At 41.5% G+C, this 16,738-nt stretch carries 16 protein-coding genes; 1 reads left to right on the forward strand and 15 read right to left on the reverse strand.

The window, feature by feature from the left end; all coding sequences use genetic code 11:
• Positions 1–12: 12 nt before the first annotated feature.
• From nrdR to LCD32_RS12710, 14 genes are all read right to left on the reverse strand, one after another.
• Entirely contained in the window at positions 13–471 is a 459-nt protein-coding gene (nrdR, locus tag LCD32_RS12645; RefSeq protein WP_003216720.1) for a transcriptional regulator NrdR, read from the reverse strand.
• Positions 472–475: 4 nt separating this feature from the next.
• Positions 476–862, reverse strand: coding sequence for a hypothetical protein (locus LCD32_RS12650; RefSeq protein WP_008346039.1), 387 nt, complete (start codon positions 860–862; stop codon positions 476–478).
• A gap of 185 nt (positions 863–1,047) precedes the next feature.
• Positions 1,048–1,428 (reverse strand): adenosylmethionine decarboxylase, encoded by a 381-nt coding sequence (speD, locus tag LCD32_RS12655; RefSeq protein ID WP_003216492.1) that lies wholly within the window; start codon positions 1,426–1,428, stop codon positions 1,048–1,050.
• A 235-nt stretch (positions 1,429–1,663) separates the two neighbouring features.
• The gene (locus LCD32_RS12660; protein WP_224563898.1) at positions 1,664–2,686 is read right to left on the reverse strand and encodes a glyceraldehyde-3-phosphate dehydrogenase; all 1,023 of its coding nucleotides are present in this window, start codon (positions 2,684–2,686) and stop codon (positions 1,664–1,666) included.
• A gap of 172 nt (positions 2,687–2,858) precedes the next feature.
• A complete protein-coding gene (gene coaE / locus LCD32_RS12665) occupies positions 2,859–3,464 on the reverse strand; it encodes a dephospho-CoA kinase (protein WP_224563900.1) in 606 nt (201 codons plus the stop codon).
• A 13-nt stretch (positions 3,465–3,477) separates the two neighbouring features.
• Entirely contained in the window at positions 3,478–4,110 is a 633-nt protein-coding gene (gene ytaF / locus LCD32_RS12670; RefSeq protein WP_007501684.1) for a sporulation membrane protein YtaF, read from the reverse strand.
• Positions 4,111–4,284: 174 nt separating this feature from the next.
• Positions 4,285–5,118 carry a DNA-formamidopyrimidine glycosylase gene (gene mutM / locus LCD32_RS12675; protein WP_224563902.1) on the reverse strand — a complete coding sequence of 278 codons (834 nt, stop codon included), beginning with the start codon at positions 5,116–5,118 and terminating at the stop codon, positions 4,285–4,287.
• 25 nt (positions 5,119–5,143) lie between these two features.
• Complete coding sequence (polA, locus tag LCD32_RS12680) at positions 5,144–7,783, reverse strand: DNA polymerase I (RefSeq protein WP_060781266.1); 2,640 nt, start codon at positions 7,781–7,783, stop codon at positions 5,144–5,146.
• Between the two features lie 254 nt (positions 7,784–8,037).
• Entirely contained in the window at positions 8,038–9,780 is a 1,743-nt protein-coding gene (gene pnpS, locus LCD32_RS12685) for a two-component system histidine kinase PnpS (RefSeq protein ID WP_224563904.1), read from the reverse strand.
• A complete protein-coding gene (locus LCD32_RS12690) occupies positions 9,773–10,501 on the reverse strand; it encodes a response regulator transcription factor (RefSeq protein ID WP_007501691.1) in 729 nt (242 codons plus the stop codon). Before LCD32_RS12690 ends, pnpS begins: the two co-directional genes overlap by 8 nt.
• Positions 10,502–10,688: 187 nt before the next feature.
• A complete protein-coding gene (gene mdh / locus LCD32_RS12695) occupies positions 10,689–11,627 on the reverse strand; it encodes a malate dehydrogenase (RefSeq protein ID WP_007501693.1) in 939 nt (312 codons plus the stop codon).
• A 34-nt stretch (positions 11,628–11,661) separates the two neighbouring features.
• On the reverse strand, positions 11,662–12,933 hold the full coding sequence (gene icd, locus LCD32_RS12700; RefSeq protein ID WP_008346060.1) for an NADP-dependent isocitrate dehydrogenase: 1,272 nt from the start codon (positions 12,931–12,933) through the stop codon (positions 11,662–11,664).
• 146 nt (positions 12,934–13,079) lie between these two features.
• A complete protein-coding gene (gene citZ / locus LCD32_RS12705; RefSeq protein WP_008346063.1) occupies positions 13,080–14,198 on the reverse strand; it encodes a citrate synthase in 1,119 nt (372 codons plus the stop codon).
• 375 nt (positions 14,199–14,573) lie between these two features.
• The gene (locus LCD32_RS12710) at positions 14,574–15,038 is read right to left on the reverse strand and encodes a DUF441 domain-containing protein (protein ID WP_007501699.1); all 465 of its coding nucleotides are present in this window, start codon (positions 15,036–15,038) and stop codon (positions 14,574–14,576) included.
• A 100-nt stretch (positions 15,039–15,138) separates the two neighbouring features.
• Here LCD32_RS12710 and ytvI point away from each other — a divergent pair, with 100 nt between their 5' ends.
• Positions 15,139–16,257, forward strand: a complete 1,119-nt coding sequence (gene ytvI, locus LCD32_RS12715) for a sporulation integral membrane protein YtvI (RefSeq protein ID WP_224563906.1) — start codon at positions 15,139–15,141, stop codon at positions 16,255–16,257.
• Positions 16,258–16,281: 24 nt separating this feature from the next.
• On the opposite strand, the gene LCD32_RS12720 is transcribed toward ytvI, so the two are convergent.
• Positions 16,282–16,671 (reverse strand): FxsA family protein, encoded by a 390-nt coding sequence (locus LCD32_RS12720; protein WP_007501703.1) that lies wholly within the window; start codon positions 16,669–16,671, stop codon positions 16,282–16,284.
• Positions 16,672–16,738 lie beyond the last annotated feature (67 nt).

Here is a 16,738-nt window from a genome sequence, read left to right on the forward strand (position 1 = left end):
TTCAGCTCTTTTTTAGCGTTCTTTCTTTAATAAATCTTTTAATTCATCAATAAATACATTGATATCTTTAAACTGACGGTAAACCGAGGCAAACCTGACGTAAGACACTTCATCGATTTTCGCCAGCTCGTCCATTACCATTTCCCCAACAAGCTCGCTTTTCACCTCTGACATGCCTTGGTTACGCAATTCCTTCTCGATGTTAAAACAGACATCCTCAAGCTGTTTTAAAGCGACAGGACGTTTTTCACACGCTTTGATGAGGCCTCTCAGCATCTTTTCCCGGCTGAATTCTTCTCGAATTCCTTCTTTTTTCACCACAATCAATGGCAATTCTTCTAATTTTTCAAACGTCGTGAAGCGATATTGACAGCTTTCACACTCTCTTCTCCGACGGATGGACTTCCCTTCATCTACTGGTCTTGAATCAAGCACCCTTGTGCCAAGGTGCTGACATGTGGGACATTTCATTTCATCAGCTCCGATCTCTTCTTGGAAGTTGTTTGTCTAGTTCTTTATAAAGGGACAAAACAGCCTTTTGACTGTAGCCAAAGTCTGTTGGCAGTGCTGTTTCTGTTGTCACATTAAAATCGACAGCTGTTTCAAAAGGACGAATTGAAATGACAGTCGCCACGAGAAAAGCTTTTTTCGGCGTTCGTATGTTTGCGCTGATTTCACCTCGTTCTGCTGAAACAGATGTCACTTGATAGGAATCGTTTCTTGAAAGAACAGCTTCTACCGCTTGAAAAGCTTGAGTTTGTGTCGATTTGTAGTAATGGCTTTTCAGCTCTGACACTGGATGATGGTCAGATGTTTCTGTATGATTTGAAATGAATCGTTTGAGCTTTTGTCCTAAAGTCATACACGTATCCCCTTTGTCATAAACCCTCTTCTTTATTTTATAAAAAAAACCTTTGTTTTCCTAGAACAAAAGTATAGACAGGTTGGATCATGCTGGATGCCCGTGTATGGAACAAATATAAAAAGGAGCATAACACAAAGGCATTTAATGCTTTTGGCCAGCTCCCATTGCAATCTTTTTTATGTTTACAGTGCTTTGGCTTGCGCCTGTTTCACTTGTACAGGTCCCATGCCTCGAGGAATTTCGATGTTTTCTCTTGTTTCAGCACCTAGTTCATCTCCGATATGATCTGCTGCAATATTCGGATCTAGATCGCCGCAAGTATAAACATCTATGCTCGCATAACCATGTTCAGGAAAGCTGTGAATTGTCAGATGAGATTCAGAAATAATGACAACTCCACTTACTCCTTGAGGTGCAAATTTGTGAAAAGCAACCTCTCTTACTTCAGCTCCTGATTTCAAAGCTGCATTTACAAACGTTTTTTCAATAAAATCCATGTCGTTCAGTTTATCACAGTCGCATCCCCATAACTCGGAGATAACGTGACGTCCGATTGTTTCCATCATGGACCCCCCTTAAACAAGAATGAAAGAGTGAAGTTCTAAGCAGCCGGACCGGACATATACCACGGGGGAAAGTTAGTCCAAAGAGGTCCTAACCCTTTAAGTATACCCGAATGAGTCTGCGAACAAGAAGTTCACGAAAAATAGTATACTTTGTTTAGACCCATTTTGCAAGCTGTGTTTTTAGTGGGATTTTCTCTCATTTCTTGAAAAGGGACGTTCAGTCTTCTTCATTTCAAACAGCTGAAAGCTCTTTCATCTGGGAACCAACAAACTTTACAAGATCAACCACTCTGCAAGAATAGCCCCATTCATTGTCATACCATGCAAGAACTTTTACTTTTCTGCCTTCCATCACCATCGTTGTAAGTCCATCAACGACAGCAGAATAAGGGTTTGTGTTAAAGTCTGTGGAGACAAGTGGTTCATCTGTGTAGTCTAATATGCCAGCAAGAGATGTTTTTGAAGCCGTTGCAAAGGCAGCATTGACCTCTTCTGCTGTGACATCTTTTTTCAAGTCGACCACAAGATCAACCATCGATACATTAGAAACTGGCACTCGAAGTGCAAGTCCATGTAATTTCCCTTTCATGTGCGGCAGCACTAAAGAAAGCGCTTTAGCGGCACCCGTCGTCGTTGGAATGATGGACTGGGCACATGCTCTTGCCCGGCGCAAATCCTTGTGGGGGTTGTCGATATTTTTTTGATCATTTGTATAAGCATGAACCGTTGTCATTAAACCGTTGTCGATGCCAAATTCATCATCTAACAATTTGACAACTGGTGCTAAACAGTTTGTTGTACATGATGCGTTTGAAATAACGATGTGCTTTTCAGGATCAAGATCATCCTCATTGACACCCATTACAATTGTAACGTCTTCATTTTTACCTGGAGCTGTAAGTACGACCTTTTTCGCTCCGGCATCTATATGGCCCATCGCTTGATCTTTTGAATTAAATTTCCCTGTTGCTTCGATCACGATATCAATCCCAAGCTCTCCCCATGGAAGCTGCTTTGGGTCTCTATTATTGAGCAAAAGCACTCTTTTGCCATTGACAATCAACGCGTCATCTTCTGCTGTCACATCGCATTCGTAACGTCCATGATTTGTGTCATATTTAATTAAATGTGCTAGCGTTTCGGCAGGATAGCTTGCGTTCACCGCTACAATTTGAATTTGATCATCAAGCATTGCTTTTCTGAAGACCATGCGTCCAATTCTGCCAAACCCATTGATCGCTGCTTTTACCTTCATGAACAGGTCACTCCTCTATTATGTGTTATACTCAATAAATTTATTTATGAAATTAGTATATCACATTAGAATGTAATTGCCAGTATATAAACGTATATTTTCAAAAAAGGGCTGTTCTTTGCAATGAAATTGACGAAAAAAGCATAAAAAAAGAAGAGTACTGTATGTACTCTTACTTATCTGTATGTTCCCATTCGTTTAATATGTTCTCTAATTGCTTTCTCATAAAAGCAAGATCTTTTGTGTTTTCTATCACGCGGTCTGCTTTTTGGCATTTCTCCTCAAGAGACTGCTGGGAGTGAATGCGATTCAGTGCTTCTTCCTCGCTCAGGTCGTTTCGATTCATGAGCCGCGACAGCTGCAATTCAGGCGTCGTGTACACAACGATGATGCGGTCGACTAGCCCTTCCAGCTTGCTCTCGAATAGGAGCGGGATATCAAGCACAACAAATGTTTCATTGTTGCTCACCCCTTCATCACGCTGCTCGAGCATTTCCTTTCTGACTTCAGGATGAACGATGGCATTGAGCTTTTTTCTTTTCTCTTCATCAGAAAAAATGATCGCTCCAAGCTGCTGCCGGTTCAGTTCACCATTTGGCAGAAGAACCTCTTCACCAAAAGTTTGAACGATTTGATGAAGGGCAGCCGATCCTTTAGAAACCGCTTCTTTTGCAATGATATCAGCATCCACCACCCGAATGCCTTTCTCTTTTATCATCTGCGAGACTGTGCTTTTTCCGCTAGCAATCCCGCCTGTTAATCCAATGACGAGCGTCAATTCGTTTCCTCCTTTACAGCTTCCACACCCCAATTAAAATGAGCAACAGCCCTGGTAAGCATGCGAGTTTATCGATCCAGCGCCAATTGGCCAAATAATGACCTGCACGCAGTCCGATGCATACAAAAAGAGAACTCATCACAGCGACCGTGATGCTCATGACAATTGGAGAAAAACCAAGAATCGCTGCACCAATCCCTGCACCAAATGCATCGATGGATAAAGCAATTCCAAGAAGCACCGCTTCCATTCCATTAATGGTGCCAGAGCGGTCAATATCTGCACTTGTAGGCTTTCGCAAAATATGAATGACAAGCCCAAGAGACTGCACTTCTACATTGAGAAGTGTTTTTTCATGAAGGAGCAAATCACGCTCTTTCGCTGGTTTATAAAATTGATACAGAACCCAAAGTCCGATGGCAATTAAAATGCCTCCACCCAGTTTATCTGTCACTGAGACAGGGAGGAATGTTGTGAGCAGGCTGCCAATCAGCATGGAAATGAGCAACACAATTCCTGAACAGCAAGCAATAATAACGATGGCTTTAAATGGAATCCTCATCTTGCGAAGACCATACGTAAAACCTACAGAAAAGCTGTCAATGCTGACGGCAATAGCTAAAAACAGAAGCGAAAACGAAATCATACCTGTACTCTTCCTTTCTGTTCATGCAACGATGATCAAGAGTCTCTAGGCGTCCTTAGACTCTTCTTCACTATATGAAGAGCAGGTGGGCTGTGTGTCAGTCTACACCTTGCTGAAAAAAGAATGTTTTTTATCGTATGCATGGCAAAAAGGAAGCATGCTGACGGCTTACTTTTATGAAGGGCGTTTTTGGCAGGTCACACAAAAATGAGTGCCGCGCCCTCCAACCACTGTTTTTTCTATGATACTTCCGCACGTCTGGCAAGGTTCTCCCCGCCGGTCATATACAAGAAGCTGTAATTGAAAAGTCCCAATATCACCTTGTGAATTGATGTAGGAACGAATGGTGCTACCTCCTGCATCAACAGCCACTTGAAGCGTATCAATAATATGTTTGTGGAGCACCTTGCAAGATTCAAGACTTAGCTGATTCGCTTTTGTTTCTGGATAAATGCCTGATTTAAACAGCACTTCATCTACATAAATATTACCAAGGCCAACCACAATCTTTTGATCAAGTAAAGCCGTTTTGACCACGCGGGAGGTTTTCTTTAATTGCTCCCATAAATATTCTGGTGTAAATGAGTCTGAAAAAGGTTCATATCCCAGCTGTGATAGCGGAAGTTCTTTTTCTTCTTCGCCTGGCTGAAATAGATGCATCGTCCCAAATTTACGGACATCATGGTACCGAAGTTCGGTACCATCTGTGAACGTAAAGACGACGTGTACATGTTTATCATAAGGCTCACCAGTTTCATGTACACGGTATTTCCCTTCCATTCTTAAATGGGAGACCATCACATAGTGGTCTAAATGAAAGAGTAGAAACTTCCCTCTTCTTTCAATGGTTTGAATGGTTTCTCCTACCATCCTTCTAGCGAACTCTTCCGGTTCCCCAGGACGTTTGATGATATTTGGCCATTTGATATCGACCGTTTCAATCGTTTTTCCTTTGACTAACCGCTGAAGAGTGCGCCGGACGGTTTCTACCTCTGGTAATTCCGGCATGCTCCTCGCTCCTTTTTCTCTCTCTTTATTTTGCGTCGTACCAAGATGGACCTGAAGCGAAATCGACTTTTAGCGGCACATCGAGCTGAAGTGCATTTTCCATGACTTCAGGGACGATTTTTTCTAGTATGGCGATTTCTTCTTGTGGCGCTTCAAAGATCAGTTCATCGTGCACTTGCAATAACAGATTTGTCTGCAGGTTCTCTTCTTTTAACTTTCGTGCCATATCAATCATCGCTTTTTTGATGATATCGGCGGCACTGCCTTGGATCGGTGTATTCATTGCCGTTCTTTCCGCAAAGCTTTTCACATTAAAATTACGGCTTGTGATATCTGGAATATATCGTCTACGTTTAAGAAGCGTGGTCACATACCCTTTTTGTTTTGCTTCCTGCACGATGTCCTCCATATAGGTTTTCACGCCTTTAAAGCTTGTTAAATAACGTTCAATGAAGGCCGCTGCTTCTTTTCTTGTAATCCCAAGGTTTTGAGACAGTCCATAATCACTAATTCCATATACGATTCCGAAGTTGACAGCTTTGGCCTGTCTTCTCATAGAGGAAGTCACTTCTTCTTCTGACACATGGAACACATCCATGGCTGTTTTCGTGTGAATATCCATATCTTGCGTAAAGGCTTCAATCAAGTTCTCATCTTGAGAAATGTGCGCAAGGACACGCAGCTCAATTTGAGAATAGTCAGCTGCAAACATGAGCCAGCCTTCTTTTGACGGAACGAACGCTTGACGAATTTTTCGGCCTTCTTCTAAACGAATCGGGATGTTTTGAAGGTTTGGGTCTGTTGAGCTTAGTCTTCCTGTTTGTGTAAGTGCCTGATTAAATCTTGTGTGCACTTTATGCGTATCTTTGCGCGTCACTTTCATTAAGCCTTCCACATAAGTAGATTGCAGCTTTCCTATTTGACGGTAATGCAGAATGGACCGAATAATTTCGTGCTTGTCTTCAAGCTTTTCAAGGACATCCGCAGACGTAGAGTAGCCGGTTTTGGTCTTTTTGATAACGGGCAGTCCTAATTTTTCAAATAAAATGACACCAAGTTGCTTCGGTGAATTAATGTTAAATGTTTCTCCTGCTAACCGATGAATGGTTTCTTCATATTCCTTCAGCTTCTTCGTGAGTTCTTCACCCATTTTCTGAAGACGTTCAACATCCACTTTTACCCCAAGAGATTCCATTTCACCTAAGATGAGGGCAAGTGGCAACTCTAAATCTTCATACAGCTCATGCTGATCATTTTTTTCTAACGCTTCAAGGGTCAAATCATGCAGCGCAGAGATCGCTGCTGCTTTTCTTCCAAGATGGTCTTTTAGCTCTTCTTCAGGTGGAATCGCCTGTTTCGCTCCTTTTCCGTAAACTTTTTCATCGGAAAGGGCAATATTCAGGCCATATTCCTTCGCCACACTTGCAACGTCCTCATAAGATTTCTGCGGATTGACCACATAGGAAGCGAGCAGGACATCGTTATCGACACCTTTTAGATCAACATCATGCCATCTGAGCGCAACAACCGCTCTTTTGGAATCAAAGACCCATTTCTTCTTCGTTTCATCCTGTACCCATTGTTTAAACGCTTCAGATTGCAGAGCATCTTCTTTTGTCATAAAAAATGCACCGTTCTCATTATGGATCGCAAACCCTATCAAATCGGCTTCGTGATAATTGTCTCCTAGCTGTTCTACCACAAGTGCAGCGTGATCTGTCAGCATGTCCTCCGTGACATCTATCATTTTCTTCACGTCTAGTTCGTCTATTTCTACTGGTTCATCTGATTCTGGCGCTTCTCCTAAACGCTCTAGCAGCGTTTGAAAGCCCAGTTCTTTATAAAGCGAGATGACCTGCTCCATGTGAGGACCTTCATAGGCGAGCTCTTTGCTTGACACATCTATTGGTGCTTCTACGAGAATCGTCGCCAGCTTTTTACTCATCACCGCTTGTTCTTTATATTCTTCAAGCTTTTCTTTTAGCTTTTTCCCGCTGACTTCGTCAATATGATCAAGCAGATTTTCAACCGTTTCAAACTGCTTTAGTAATTTGATCGCTGTTTTTTCACCGACACCAGGCACGCCAGGGATATTGTCTGATGAGTCTCCCATCAGCCCTTTCATGTCGATGATTTGATCTGGTCTGAGGCCGTATTTCTCTTCAATATGGGCCGGTGTGTAATATTCTACTTCTGTGATCCCTTTTTTCGTAATGGCTACTGTTGTATGGTCTGTTGAAAGCTGCGTTAAGTCTTTATCTCCTGAGAAGATTTTGACCTCAAAGCCGTCCTTTTCTGCCTCTACAGCCAGTGTGCCGATAATGTCATCTGCCTCGTATTGCGGAAGCTCGTACCTTTTCACTTGATAAGCATCTAATAGCTCACGGATGAACGGCATTTGTTCTGATAGTTCTGGCGGAGTTTTTTGTCTTCCGCCTTTATATTCCTTAAAGGTCTCGTGACGGAAGGTGGTTTTACCCGCATCAAATGCTACGAGCATATGAGTCGGCTTCTCGTCTTCCAGCATCTTCATTAAGATCATCGCAAAGCCATAAATGGCATTTGTATGTACGCCTTTATCATTGGATAATAGCGGTAAAGCAAAAAAAGCTCGATAAGCGAGACTGTTTCCATCCACAAGTACTAATTTCTTTTGATCTGTCATCTTTTAATCCTCCATCGACTGAGCCGGCTCAGCCGTCTCTTTCGCACATTGTATGTTCATTTTATCAAAGTTTATTTTGAAAAGAAAATAGACGAGCCTGCATAAAAAAGGGACGAAAACAACAAGTGTTTTCGTCCTTCCAAAATTGGCTCCTTGGATGAAGGGGTTCCTATTCATCCTACCAATGATTGATTAACAAAACATGAATTCATTGTAAAGATCATGTAAATTTTAACGCCACTTTCCATTCTTCTCTATTTTGACTTTAAACTCACGGTAAACGTCGTCCCTTTGCCTTGTTTGCTATGAACAGAAATCGTTCCTTCATGTGCTTCGACAAGGTGTTTGACAATGGCAAGACCAAGCCCTGTACCGCCTGAGTTTCTACTTCGATCTTTATCAATTCGATAAAATCTCTCGAATATTCTTGGAATCTCACTCTTTTTCATACCGATCCCTGTATCTGCTACATCAAATTCATAGCTGTCTTTCCTCTGTCTTGCTGTGATCGTGACACTTCCTCCCTCTGGTGTATAGGTGAGGGCATTATTGATCAGGTTGAGGAAAATTTGTTTTAATCTCAGCGGATCTGCCATGACATAGACCGGCTCTTTCGGAACACGCACTTGTAGGTCAATGCCTTTTTCAGCAGCCTTTTGTTTTAGCAGCACTTCAATCTCTTGAATGATTTCTGTCGCATTGGCTTCTTGAATATTCAGCTTAAAATGCTGCTGTTCAATTTTCGAGAGATCAAGTAAGTCTTGGATGAGCGTTTCTAAACGAATACTCTCTTTTAGGATGATGGACAAAAATTGTGTGAGCGCTTCTTTGTCGTCAATGGCACCATCAAGAAGTGTTTCAGAAAAGCCTTTAATGGACGTGATCGGTGTCTTTAATTCGTGTGACACGTTAGCGACAAAGTCTTTTCGCATCTGTTCTAGTTGCTTTGTTTCTGTCACATCATGAAAGACAAGAACAATCCCTTTCCATTCATCGTCTGTACTTAAGATCGGGACACCATCGACTTGGAAATAACGGCGCTCGATGTCAACAGCGAGACGTAAAAACTTTCGAACCTTGGTTTCTGTCATGAAAATTTCGTCTATTAACTCAATAATCTCTTCATGGGTAAAGGCTTCATGATACAGCTTGTGCATGTAAATATGTTTTTGCACTTTGAATTGCTTGCGGAATGTTCGATTGACTAAGTGAATATAGCCCATTTTATCAATCAAAATAATCCCCGCTCCAATGTTTTCAATAACTGTTTGCAGACGATCTCGCTGCATTTCGCCAGCGCTTGTCATATCTTGAAGACTTTCTGCCAGACGCTTCATTGATGTATTGAGTTCACTTGTTTCAATGATCAGCTCTTCATAGTTATTTGTATCATAGTTCCCTCGTTCAAGCTGTTTGGCCACTTTTGTGGCATAATCAATCGGCTTTACATACTTCATCGACATGCGATAGCCAAAAAAGACGATGATAATGATGGCCGAACCAAGACAAAAGGCTAATGCAAGCCAGATCTGGCCGTCAATCTCATTCAAAGGCTGGAATGAAGCATGAAGAAATAAATATCCCGCCGGTTCGTTTTGTTTCATCATTGGAACTGCATAATGAAACAGCGCATCCTTCTCATCCTCAATGAACATTCCTTTTGTTTGGAGCTGCTCACTTTTCAGTGTGTTTAAAATGACAGCCCTTTGTTCTGCTTGACCCGTTGTATGTATGATATTCCCCTTCACGTCCACAATCGACGCATTCATATCGAGATGCTGCTTTGCTTGATTGAGAATCTTCTTGTTTTGCTCCGCGTTCAAATCTTCCACATTCATTGAAGAAAGGAGAAAACTCGATTCCTTTTCCATTCGTTCGGTTAATTTTGTTTCATAAAAAATATGAAACATATGATCCAAGAAAAGACCAAGCGCAACAAACACAATAAACAGGAGAAAAATGAGCCCAGAAAAAAGGCGGGTTCTCACTTTACTCATTTGGCTTTGGCTCCTCCAATTTGTAGCCTAAGCCTCGAATGGTTTTAATATATGTTGGTTTTTTCGTGTTCTTTTCAATTTTGTCCCGCAAGTGGCTGATATGCACATCCACAATACGAGTATCACCTGCAAAGTCATAATTCCAAACCGCACTTAACAATAGATCACGCGTCAAGACACGGCCTTTATGCTTAGCCAAATAAAGAAGCAGTTCAAATTCCTTTGGCGTGAGCTCTAGACGTTCTTCTTGGAAATAGACTTCGTAATGTTCAGGTAAAATGCGCAGGTCTCCAATTTTGATTTGGTCTGCAATGATCTCTTCCTTCTCTTCTTGCACGGGAGCCGGCTGAGATTGCTGTGCTCTTCTCAAAATGGCTTTTACCCGAGCACCCACTTCTCTAGGACTGAAAGGTTTTGTCATGTAATCATCGGCTCCAAGTTCAAGACCGAGCACCTTATCAAACTCATCGTCCTTTGCTGTCAGCATTAAAATAGGGAACATCATTTTTTGAATTCTCAGTTGTTTGCACACTTCAATGCCGTCCATTTTCGGAAGCATTAAATCAAGCACAATTAGATCAGGCTGTTCACTTGCTGCTTTTTCAAGCGCTTCTTCTCCGTCTCTTGCTGTGACGACATCGTAGCCCGCCCTTTCAAGGTTATAGCTTAGAAGTGTTACAATTGATTCTTCATCATCCACAACTAATATTTTTTTATTCATGTTGTGCCTCCAATTAGTGATTTCCCCTGCATCCGGTTTTTTGTATCTTATGTGAAAAGCGAGAAGTCATGCTTTCTCTTTCATTTTAACGAAAGCTTAACAAGAGAACAATTTAAAATTTCGACAAGATTGGTTTTGTAAATAAAAAGAAGACTCCTCATACGAGAAGCCTTCTTTTTTATTCATATTAAGACAATACTTTCATGACGTTCTTTACAGATTCAACAGAACGGTCAAGCTGACTTCTTTCTTCTTCTGTCAGCTCAAGCTCGATGATCTGCTCAAGGCCGTTTCCACCTACGATTGTTGGAACTCCAAGGTAAATGCCTTCGTAGCCATATTCACCTTCAAGGTATGCAATCGTCGGCATGACGCGGCGTTGATCTTTTAAGATCGCCTCAACCATTTCAACGAGTGAAGCAGCAGGTGCATAATATGCACTACCGTTACCTAATAGGTTGACGATTTCACCGCCGCCTTTTCTTGTTCTTTCAACAATTGCATCAATTCGCTCTTTAGGAATTAATGTTTCCAGCGGGATACCGCCTGCATAAGAGTAACGTACAAGAGGAACCATGTCGTCCCCATGTCCGCCAAGAACAAAGCCCGTCACATCTTTCACAGATAGGTTTAATTCTTGAGCAACGAACGTACGGAAACGTGCTGTATCAAGAATTCCTGATTGTCCGATGACTTTTTCTTTTGGTAATCCTGATTCTTTATAAACTGCATATGTCATTGCATCAACAGGGTTTGTTAACACAACAATGATCGCTTCTGGAGAATATTTAACGATTTCACGTGTCACACTGCGCATGATTTTTTCATTTGTTGACACGAGGTCGTCACGGCTCATTCCCGGCTTTCTTGCAATTCCTGCCGTAATGACCACGACATCAGAACCGGCTGTATCTTCGTAGTTAGAAGTTCCTGTAATATTCGCATCGAAGCCTTGAACAGGGCTTGCTTCCAGCATGTCAAGTGCTTTCCCTTTTGTCGGGTTCTCAAGCTGAGGGATATCCACTAATACGACATCCGCTAATTCTTTTTGAGCTGTTAGAAATGCTGTAGTTGCTCCAGTAAAGCCTGCTCCGATGACAGATACTTTTTTACGCTTGTTTGCCATTTCCTTTTTCCCCTTTAACTTTAAAGTTTAAGAATCAAGACAAGTTTTTGATGAGCTCGTCAGCAAACTCAGAACATTTCACTTCTGTTGCACCATCCATTAATCTAGCAAAATCGTACGTGACGACTTTAGATGCAATTGTTTTTTCAACAGATTGAATCACTAGATCAGCAGCTTCTTGCCATCCAAGGTGCTCAAGTAAAAGCACGCCTGATAGAAGAACAGAAGATGGATTCACTTTATCAAGACCAGCATATTTCGGTGCTGTTCCGTGAGTCGCTTCAAAAATAGCGTGTCCTGTTTCGTAGTTGATGTTTGCACCAGGTGCGATACCAATTCCACCAACTTGTGCTGCAAGTGCATCAGAGATGTAGTCTCCGTTTAAGTTCATTGTTGCGACAACATCGAACTCAGCTGGACGAGTTAAAATTTGTTGAAGGAAAATATCTGCAATGCTGTCTTTGACAATGATTTTGCCAGCAGCTTCTGCTTCACTTTGCGCTTTGTTTGCCGCATCTTTTCCATCTTGTTCTACAATACGATCATATTGTGCCCATGTAAAGACTTTGTCGCCAAACTCTTTTTCAGCCACTTCGTAGCCCCAGTTTTTGAAGGCTCCTTCTGTAAATTTCATGATGTTTCCTTTGTGAACAAGTGTCACAGATTTACGGCCTTGGTCAATCGCATATTGGATCGCTGCTCTGACAAGACGAGATGTTCCTTCTTCAGAAACTGGTTTGATTCCGATACCTGATGTTTCTGGGAAACGGATTTTATTCACACCTAATTCGTTTTTCAAGAAGTCGATTAACTTCTTCACTTCGTCTGATCCTTTTGCATACTCAATTCCTGCATAGATATCTTCAGTGTTTTCACGGAAGATGACCATGTCTGTGTCTTCTGGACGTTTCACAGGAGATGGTACGCCTTGGAACCAGCGAACTGGACGTAAGCATGTGAATAAATCAAGCTCTTGTCTTAGTGCCACGTTCAATGAACGGATTCCTCCGCCAATTGGTGTTGTCAGTGGTCCTTTGATCGCGATTAAATATTCACGAATGTCTTCAAGTGTTTGCTCTGGAAGCCACTCGCCAGTTTTATTGTAAGCTTTTTCACCTGCATATACTTCTTTCCAAGTGATTTGCTTTTCACCTTTATATGCTTTTTCTACAGCTGCTTCAAGAACTCTTGATGCTGCTTTCCAAATGTCAGGACCGATTCCGTCCCCTTCGATAAACGGGATAATTGGATTATTTGGTACATTCAATACGCCGCCAGTAACTGTAATTTTTTCGCCTTGTGACAATGATATTACCTCCCAGGTTATGTAGTGAATATTTGAAACTTCCAAGCTTGATGTCTGCAAGCCAAGAAGTTTTTCACGTGATTCGTTTTTTGTTGATATGGAGGCTGATTGGTTTAGATGGATCAGCCTCCACTATTCTATAAACATTAGTCTCTTTCACTGATCGGAACAAACGTTTGAAGATCAGGTCCAATATAGTCAGCTCTTGGACGGATCAGACGGTTGTTGTCATATTGCTCTAAAATGTGAGCAATCCATCCAGAGAATCGGCTGATCACGAAAATTGGTGTAAACAAGTCATGATCAATCCCAAGACTGTGATAGACAGAAGCAGAATAAAAATCAACATTTGGTGGAAGATTTTTCTCTGATGTCACGATTTCCTCTGCGCGTACAGACATTTCATACCATTTTGGCTCGCCTGTGAGATTTGTTAAGCGCTGGCTCATTTCTTTTAAATGTTTTGCACGCGGGTCACCCTGGCGGTAAACGCGGTGGCCAAAGCCCATAATTTTCTCTTTCTTCTCTAGCTTACCATGAATATAGGAATCTACGTTTTCAACTTCGCCAATTTCTGACAGCATCTTCATTACGCCTTCATTTGCGCCGCCATGAAGTGGCCCTTTCAATGCGCCGATAGCCGCTGTTACACCAGAGTAGATATCTGATAGTGTAGCAACACATACACGTGCTGTAAATGTCGATGCGTTTAATTCGTGATCCGCATGTAGAATGAGCGCTTTATCAATCGCTTCAATTTCTACTGGTGAAGGCTCTTCGCCGTTTAGCATATATAAGAAGTTTGCAGCATAGCTGTATTCTTCTTTTGGCTGTACAGGCTCAAGTCCCTTTCGAATACGTGAGAATGCAGCGACAAGTCCAGAAATTTTCGCTTGTAAGCGAATGGCTTTTCTGTAATTCGCTTCTTTGTCCATAATCTCTGATTCGTCATCAAGTAAACCTAATAAGGATACCGCTGTACGAATCGCAGACATTGGATGAACCCCATCCAGCGAATAAGATTTAAAGTGCTCAATGATCTCTTGCGGAATATGAGCATTTTCATTGAGCTGCTGCTTTAACTCGCTTAGCTCCTGCTCATTCGGCAGCTTTAAGTGCCATAACAGGTAGACAATTTCTTCGAAAGTCGCTTTTTCAGTTAAATCATCGATATTGTACCCTACATAAGTAAGAGTATCATCAATAATTGAGCTTACGGATGAAGTTGTTGCCACGATACCTTCAAGACCTCTTGTTGCTGTCATGTTCAATCTCCCCTTTTTAAAAAGATTCCCCTTCGTTGCAAAATTCTCGCTTTTTGAAAGCGCTATCCAACCAAAATAGGCTGGCAGGTTTAGAAAAGAAAATGCTTACATTTACCTATACGGTTAGAGCGCTTTTAGCCTCATATCTCGTGTTTGATCAATGAGTTCAAAATTAAGCCTATTCCCATTATAAACAATAATCAGACATTTGTTAAATGTTTAACTATAATTTTTTTTGATATTTTTTTTTCCAGCCTTCCGGTTCGGGCATGGAATAAAGGGATTTTGCTTCTTTTAATATATTTAATTATGTTTTTTTGCAAAAGCTCACGTCAGAAAAAATATCAAAAGAAAGTGGCATGTGCCACTCTCTTTTTAACCGCTGAAAAATTTCACTGCTTGCATCGCTAAATAGGCAATTCCAGCACCAATCAGCGGGCCAACAGCCACACCTTTGAATAAACTGACTGCCAAAATCGTACCGAATACAAGTGCTGCGGTGATATGCGGATCGTTTTCGAGTAGCACAATACCGTTTTTTGCAATTAATGCTACCAATATACCCGCTCCAAGAGCTATCCAAGCATAGGAAGATTTCATCGCTTCTCCAAGCTGCTTAAATCCAATGTCACCTGTTGCGATCGGTACAAGCACAGCGATCGTGATGACCGTCACACCCCAATTGATACCTTTTGATTGCAGAACCGGGAATATTTTTTGATCCAGGCCAATCAGCTTAATGGCAATCAGCACAGAGACCGCTAAAATTAACGAATTGTTTTTTGCAATAAGTGCAATAACGAGTAAAAGAACCAAAAACAAATTTGCTTGAGTAAACATACGCCGCTCCTTTCTTTCTTTTTATTGCGACCTTTTCATATTACTAATCTTTTTGAATAAAATGAAGTATCGGACATGCTTGTTTTTTGGAGGGGATTGTGTGAATCACACGTATGTGGCCATTTTTTTGCGAAGTTTGATGATTTTCAGCATCGCCGTTTGTGCGGTTGTTTTTTTATATCAGTCTTTTCCGTTTTTATATCCATTTTGGATTGCATTTGCCGTGTCGTGTTTGATTCATCCAGCCGTATGCAAAATCGAAAACATGACCGGGATGCCAAGAGGTTTTGTTGTTATCATTGTGTTATTACTCTTTTTAGGGGCAGCAGCTGGATTCATGACACTTTTAGTGGCGGAAATCATTTCAGGAAGTGCTTATTTAGCAAAGGTCCTGCCAGGTCATCTTGATCAAATGATTGGGATTGTGGAACGTTTTTTCACAGATCAGATTTTGCCTTTATATCATGATTTGACTGCTCAATTTAATACTCTTCAAGCAGGTCAAAAGGAGTCGATTTTAGGACAAATCCAAGCACTTGGTGACGAAGCAGCGGCAAAAATCGGGACTTTCCTTTCAAAAACTCTTGAATTCATTCCAGCTTTTTTAGGTCTTTTGCCTGATGCAGCAGCGACGCTTTTATTTTCCGCCCTAGCGACTTTTTTTATCACAAAAGATTGGTTTACGTTAAAAAAATATGGTTCTCGTATCTTTCCCGCCAAATGGATGCTTCATACACGTGCCATTTTATCTGAAATCAAAAAAGCCATTTCTGGCTTTATGAAGGCCCAGCTTCTCCTTGTTGCCATGACCATTGGGATCGTGCTGATTGGACTTTTCATCTTAAAGGTCGAACATGCGATTGTGATCGCTCTATGTATTGGTCTAGTTGATTTACTTCCTTACATCGGGAGTGGCACGGTTTTTCTTCCGTGGATCATTTACTCCGCCATGACAGGAAATCTTTCACTCGCCATTGGACTGGGCATTTTGTATATTGTGGTGCTCATTCAAAGACAAATATCAGAGCCAAAAGTCTTAAGTAAATCAATTGGTCTTAATCCTTTAGCAACACTTGTGGCACTGTTTGTCGGGTTAAAATGCTTTGGTTTTCTTGGACTTGCACTCGGTCCCGCTTCTCTTGTCGTTTGGCAGGCGTTTCGTAATGCAGGGGTTTTCAGAGACCTTTATCAGTACATTCGGTATGGTGCGCAAAAGTAAAAGAGACCTGATGCGAAGGTCTCTTTAGCGAATAATCGTATAGCGTTTGCGATTAGACATATTTCTAAGCCAGCGCTCAAAGAGCGGTTTGATTCGTTTTCTTGTCATGGGAATGAGCAGCACAGCCCCAATCAGATCTGAAAGGAATCCAGGAATGAGCAGCAGTAACCCGCCAATCAGAATGCAGAATCCATCGACAATGGTGGCCCCTGGCATTTTGCCATACTGTAAATCTCGCTGCACTTTCTGAAATGCTTCTATTCCTTGTTTCCTTGCAAAGTAAGCACCTAGTGCACTTGTCAGCACAATGACTAGCATCGTTGGTAAAATACCAATGATGTTACTTGAGATTAAAAATAAACTAATTTCAACTGCTGGGAACAGAATCAATAATAGTAGAAAATATTTTTTCAAGCCATATCACCTCATGGGGTCTCTTTCATCGAAAGCTGTTTACTTTTTTTAGTGTAACATAAAAAAA

The organism is Bacillus sp. RSS_NA_20 (genome assembly GCF_020165915.1).
Lineage (GTDB): Bacteria > Bacillota > Bacilli > Bacillales > Bacillaceae > Bacillus > Bacillus altitudinis.

What these genes read in the sequence shown, in the direction of transcription:
- mutM (WP_224563902.1), bottom strand. Translation starts at nt 5,118, where the DNA reads ATGCCGGAATTACCAGAGGTAGAAACCGTCCGGCGCACTCTTCAGCGG.
- LCD32_RS12710 (WP_007501699.1), bottom strand. Translation starts at nt 15,038, where the DNA reads ATGTTTACTCAAGCAAATTTGTTTTTGGTTCTTTTACTCGTTATTGCA.
- LCD32_RS12690 (WP_007501691.1), bottom strand. Translation starts at nt 10,501, where the DNA reads ATGAATAAAAAAATATTAGTTGTGGATGATGAAGAATCAATTGTAACA.
- polA (WP_060781266.1), bottom strand. Translation starts at nt 7,783, where the DNA reads ATGACAGATCAAAAGAAATTAGTACTTGTGGATGGAAACAGTCTCGCT.
- mdh (WP_007501693.1), bottom strand. Translation starts at nt 11,627, where the DNA reads ATGGCAAACAAGCGTAAAAAAGTATCTGTCATCGGAGCAGGCTTTACT.
- pnpS (WP_224563904.1), bottom strand. Translation starts at nt 9,780, where the DNA reads ATGAGTAAAGTGAGAACCCGCCTTTTTTCTGGGCTCATTTTTCTCCTG.
- nrdR (WP_003216720.1), bottom strand. Translation starts at nt 471, where the DNA reads ATGAAATGTCCCACATGTCAGCACCTTGGCACAAGGGTGCTTGATTCA.
- citZ (WP_008346063.1), bottom strand. Translation starts at nt 14,198, where the DNA reads ATGACAGCAACAAGAGGTCTTGAAGGTATCGTGGCAACAACTTCATCC.
- speD (WP_003216492.1), bottom strand. Translation starts at nt 1,428, where the DNA reads ATGGAAACAATCGGACGTCACGTTATCTCCGAGTTATGGGGATGCGAC.
- LCD32_RS12650 (WP_008346039.1), bottom strand. Translation starts at nt 862, where the DNA reads ATGACTTTAGGACAAAAGCTCAAACGATTCATTTCAAATCATACAGAA.
- ytaF (WP_007501684.1), bottom strand. Translation starts at nt 4,110, where the DNA reads ATGATTTCGTTTTCGCTTCTGTTTTTAGCTATTGCCGTCAGCATTGAC.
- LCD32_RS12660 (WP_224563898.1), bottom strand. Translation starts at nt 2,686, where the DNA reads ATGAAGGTAAAAGCAGCGATCAATGGGTTTGGCAGAATTGGACGCATG.